This window comes from Streptomyces durocortorensis (assembly GCF_016901035.1).
Classification (GTDB): Bacteria; Actinomycetota; Actinomycetes; order Streptomycetales; family Streptomycetaceae; genus Streptomyces; species Streptomyces durocortorensis.
The window spans coordinates 1-5,041 of the sequence record NZ_JAFEUF010000359.1 but is presented as its reverse complement, the minus strand read 5'-3'; the positions used below and the strand labels follow the sequence as shown (position 1 = coordinate 5,041).

Genomic DNA, 5,041 nt, shown 5'->3' with positions numbered 1-5,041 from the left:
GGCCCCCTCCGAGCCGGAGGCCCCCATGGACCCCGGGCCCGGGGAATCGTCCGACGACTTCGGCGACCCGCCGCCCGAGGATCCTTGGGAGTACGAGGAGGGCGTCCCGGACGTCGCGCCCGAGCCGACCCAGGTTTTCCCCGCCGAACCGGAGGGGCCCGCCGAGCCCGCGGAGCCGGACCTGCCCGCCGAGCCGGACGAGCCCATGGAGGCGGATCTCGGCGACGTGTTCGCCGGCTGACCGGTCGAGGGTTCGCACCAGCGGAATCGGACAAGAGGAATCGGAAAAATGGTGGCAGAGTGGCCCACATGGATGATCGGGTAGCGGGTGCCCTGTCACTCCCCGACGATTGGCCCGCCCACCCGGACCTCAGCCTCGCCCTGAACCGCATGGGCAGCTTCGACTGGGATCTTGACACCGGCCTCATGCACATGGACCAGCCCGCCCTCGACGTGTTCGACCTGACCGCGAACGAATACGACGACCGGCCGGCCTCGCTGTCGCCGCGCGTGCCGACGGACGAGGCTCAGCGCCTGGACGGGCTGGTCTCGCACGCCCTGAAGAGCGGGCGCACCAACTACGGCGCGTACTTCCGTATCCAGCGGCGCGACGGCACGCTGCGCTGGACCCACACCCAGGGCTTCGTCCGCCGGGACGGGACCGGCCGCCCGCGCCGGATCATCGGGATCGTCCGCGACGCCACCCAGGAACTGGCCGACTCCACCGCCCGGCGCGAGCTGGACGAGGAGCGCCGCCAGCGCACCAGCCTGGTCGAGGGCACCACCGCCGCGCTGGCCCACGCCCGTACGGTCAAGGACGTCATCGCCGTCCTCAAGAACTCCCAGGGCCTCGCCCACCTCGGAGCCACCAGCCTCGTCATGGGCCTGCTGGAGTCCGGCCGCATCCACCTGGTGGCCGACGGCCCCGAGGGCGCGTACGTCCCCGGCACCCGGTACACCCGGGTGGACGAGCAGTACCCGATGAGCGAAGTGGTCCGCACGCTGTCCCCGCGCTTCATCGAGTCCGCCGAGGACTTCGCCGCCTCCTACCCGGTCCTGTGGCCCAACATCAGCCACCTCGGGATCACCTCCGCCGCCTACATGCCGCTGATCGCCCAGGCCCGCCCGATCGGCGCGCTCGGCCTCCTCTACCGGGACAAGGGCGGCTTCACCGCCGACGAACGCAACCTGCTGATGGCACTCGGCACCTCGATCGCCCAGAGCCTCCAGCGCGCGATGCTCTACGAACAGGAGCACGACCTCGCCGAGGGCCTCCAGCAGGCGATGCTGCCGCGCCGGATCCCGGCCGTGCCCGGGGCGCAGGTCGCCGTCCGCTACCGCTCGGCCCGCCTCGGCCGGGACATCGGAGGCGACTGGTACGACCTGATCCCGCTGCCGGGCGGCCGGGTCGGCGCCGTCATCGGCGACGTCCAGGGGCATGACACCCACGCCGCCGCCGTCATGGGGCAGCTCAGGATCGTCCTGCGCGCGTACGCCGCCGAGGGGCACAGCCCCGCCACGGTCATGGCGCGCGCCTCCGTCTTCCTGCACGAACTGGACACCGACCGCTTCGCCACCTGCACCTACGCCGAGGTCGACCTCACCACCGGCGTCGTCCAGGTGGTCCGCGCCGGACACGTCGACCCGCTGGTACGGGACGTGGACGGGAGCTGCCGCAGGATGCCGGCCGAGGGCGGCCTGCCGCTGGGCCTCTCGGCGGAGTTCGGCCGGCTGGAGTACCCGGTCTCCACGGTCGAGCTGGACCCCGGCCAGACGATGATCCTGTTCACCGACGGCCTCGTCGAACTGCCCGGCTCCGACCTCGAGGAAGGCATGCAGCGGCTCACCTCCCTCGTCACCAACGGCCCGCAGGACCTGCAGAAACTGGCCGACCAGCTCTGCGACGCCGTCGACGGGCGCGGCGGCCAGGACGATGTCGCGGTCCTGTTGCTGCGCCGCCGGGCCGCGCACGCCCCGCAGCCGGGCGGCCGGCTCCAGCAGCACGTCGCCCAGAACGACCCCGAGGCGCTGAGCTCGTGCCGGCACATGATCCGCGCCGCGGTGCGGGCCTGGGGGGCGAAGGACCGGGCCGACGAGATCGAGCTGGCGGCCGACGAACTGATCACCAACGCGCTCATGCACACCGATGGCGGCGCCGTCGTGACGATCCGGGTGCTCGCCGGAACCGAGCGACGGCTGCGCGTCGACGTCGAGGACCGCTCCAGCGCACTGCCCCGGCGCCGTGACGCGGGGGAGTCCGGGGTGTCGGGACGCGGCCTGATGCTGGTCGACCGGCTGGCCGACGTCTGGGGCGTGGAGTCCCGGGGCAGCGGCAAGTGCGTGTGGTGCGAGTTCCTCATTCCGGCCCGCTGAATTCCGGCCCGCCCATGTCCGTACGAGCGTGACCGGCGCAGCAACGTAACAGTACGTAACATGTCTGTACTTGACCGTAACCGACCGCGAAGGATTGACTGCGGGGATCGGCCGCACCCGGCCCCGCCGCCCTCGACGACATGAGGTCCCCCTTGGGTACCGAGCTTCTCGCCCCGCTCGATCTCGCCTTCTGGCACCTCGAATCGGACGCCCATCCGATGCACCTGGGCGCGCTCGCCGTCTTCGCCCCGGCGCCCGGCGTCGGCCCGGCGCGGATCCTGGACCTGCTCGGAACCCGCGCCGCCGCGATCCCCCGGCTGCGCATGGGCGTACGGGACGTCCTGCTGCCGGTCGGCGGCAAGGCCTGGACGGTGGACAAGGACTTCGACGTGCACCGGCACGTCGAGCGCGTCGTCGTGACCGACGGCGACTTCATGGCGGAGGCCACCCGGCTGGCCGGCGAACTGATGGAGCGGCCGCTCGGGCGCGGGCTGCCGCCCTGGCGGATGTACCTGATCTGCGGCGAGGGCGGCGGACCCTTCGCCGTCCTGGTCAAGCTGCACCACGCCCTGGCCGACGGCATGCGGGCGGTCGCCATCGGGGCCGGCATCTTCGACGAGAACGCCGCCGTCACCAGCGCCCGCACCGCCGCCCGGGGCCGCCCCGCCGTCCCGCCCCGCTCCTGGCTGCCCGACCCCCGTGAGATGGCGGGCATGGCGCTCGGGCGGATCGGCGAGGTCGGCCGGGCGCTCGGCGTGGGCGCCTCCGTCGTCCGCGCCGGCCGCCTCGACCTGTGGGGCCCCTCCGCCCTCACCGCACCCTCCAGCGGCACCCGGCGCCTGGCCACCGCCGACCTCGACGCCGGGGACCTCCAGCGGATCCGGCGCGCCGAGGGCGGCACGGCCAACGACATCCTCCTGGCCGTCGTCGCCGGGGCGCTGCGCCGCTGGATGGCCGAGCGTGGCGAGCCGCTGCCCGCCGCCGACCCGCGCGCCCTGGTGCCCGTCTCCCGGCGCCGGCCCGGCGGGGCCGCCGCCACCGGCAACCGGCTCTCCGCCTATCTGCTCGGCCTGCCCGTCTCCGCGGACGACCCGCGCGAGCGGCTCAGGGCGGTCCGGAGCGCGATGGATCGCAACAAGGCGGCCGGCCCCCTCAAGGGAGCCGGAGCCGTCGCCGTACTCGCGGACCAACTGCCCCCGCTCGCCCACCGGTTCGGCGCACCCCTGGCGGCCAACGCCGCCCGCATGCTGTTCGACGTGCTGGTCACCAGCGTGCCGCTGCCCCGCTCCGCGCTCTCGCTGGGCGGCTGCCCGCTGACCGCCCTCTACCCCATGGCCCCGCTGGCCCGGGGCCAGTCCCTGGCGGTCGCGCTGTCCACCTACGGCGGGCGGGTGCACGTGGGCCTGGTGGCCGACGGCAAGGCACTGCCGGACCTCGAACGGCTCGCCGCGGCGGTCGAGGACGAGTTCACCGAGCTGCACGCCCTCGTCACCGGCGCGGACCGTTCACCGGTGTCCTGACGGGCAGCCGCCCACCGGCTGCGGCAGTCTGGAGCCATGCCCGAACTGCCCGAAGTCGAAGCCCTGCGGGTCTTCCTCGACGACCACCTGGTCGGCAAGGAGATCGCCCGCGTCCTCCCGCTGGCGATCAGCGTCCTGAAGACGTACGACCCGCCGCTGACCGCCCTGGAGGGCGAGCGGGTCACCTCGGTCGCCCGGCACGGCAAGTTCCTCGACATCGGGGCGGGCGGGCTCCACCTGTGCACCCACCTCGCCCGGGCCGGCTGGCTCCGCTGGAAGGACTCCTTCCCCGCCGCCCCGCCCCGACCGGGCAAGGGCCCGCTCGCCCTGCGCCTGGTGACCACGGACGGCGAGGGCTTCGACCTGACCGAGATGGGCACCAAGAAGAGCCTGTCGGTCCACCTCGTCCGCGACCCCATGGAAGTCCCCCGCATCGCGTCCCTCGGCCCCGACCCCCTCGCCAACGCCTTCGACCGCGACACGTTCGCCGCGCTGCTCGCCGGGGCCCGCCGCCAGATCAAGGGCGCGCTGCGCGACCAGTCGCTCATCGCGGGCATCGGCAACGCCTACAGCGACGAGATCCTGCACGTGGCGAAGATGTCCCCGTTCAAGCGGACCGCCGACCTGACCGAGGACGACGTCACCCGGCTGTACACCGCGCTGCGCACCACCCTGAAGGACGCCGTGGACCGCTCCAGCGGAGTGGAGGCGGGGAAGCTCAAGGCGGAGAAGAAGACCGGGATGCGGGTCCACGGACGTACCGGCGAGGCCTGCCCGGTCTGCGGGGACACCATCCTGGAGGTCTCCTTCAGCGACTCCTCGCTCCAGTACTGCCCCACCTGCCAGACCGGCGGGAAGCCGCTGGCCGACCGCAGACTCTCCAAGTTCCTCAAGTAGCGGCGGACCCGCGGTCCCGAAGCGATCCACCGGCTCACCGCGTCACCGTCACCAGCCGCCGCCCGTCCGCCGTGCGCACCTCGAAGTGGTCGATGCCCTCCGGTCGCAGCGCCGCCCCTCCCGGCACCTCCACCGGACCGTCCTCCGCGCCCCCGGCCGACCAGCTGCCCACCGTCTCCTCACTGCCGTCCCGGCCCACCGCGACCAGCGCGCACACCCCCACCGCCGGCACCCGCGCCACCTCCACCGCC

The 5,041-nt window shown here is 73.6% G+C and carries 3 protein-coding genes and 2 pseudogenes; 4 read left to right on the top strand and 1 reads right to left on the bottom strand.

What is annotated here, in order from left to right; all coding sequences use genetic code 11:
• The 4 genes and pseudogenes from JS521_RS33665 to JS521_RS33650 form a co-directional block, all read left to right on the top strand.
• Window positions 1-241, top strand: a pseudogene (locus tag JS521_RS33665) (DUF6777 domain-containing protein); the annotation flags it as partial.
• Between the two features lie 68 nt (window positions 242-309).
• Window positions 310-2,373 carry a SpoIIE family protein phosphatase gene (locus JS521_RS33660; protein ID WP_205086685.1) on the top strand — a complete coding sequence of 688 codons (2,064 nt, stop codon included), beginning with the start codon at window positions 310-312 and terminating at the stop codon, window positions 2,371-2,373.
• A 152-nt stretch (window positions 2,374-2,525) separates the two neighbouring features.
• Window positions 2,526-3,893 (top strand): wax ester/triacylglycerol synthase family O-acyltransferase, encoded by a 1,368-nt coding sequence (locus JS521_RS33655; RefSeq protein WP_205086684.1) that lies wholly within the window; start codon window positions 2,526-2,528, stop codon window positions 3,891-3,893.
• Window positions 3,894-3,929: 36 nt separating this feature from the next.
• Window positions 3,930-4,790 (top strand): Fpg/Nei family DNA glycosylase, encoded by an 861-nt coding sequence (locus JS521_RS33650; RefSeq protein WP_205086683.1) that lies wholly within the window; start codon window positions 3,930-3,932, stop codon window positions 4,788-4,790.
• Between the two features lie 34 nt (window positions 4,791-4,824).
• Here JS521_RS33650 and JS521_RS33645 read toward each other — a convergent pair.
• Window positions 4,825-5,041 (bottom strand): annotated as a pseudogene (locus JS521_RS33645) (hypothetical protein); the annotation flags it as partial.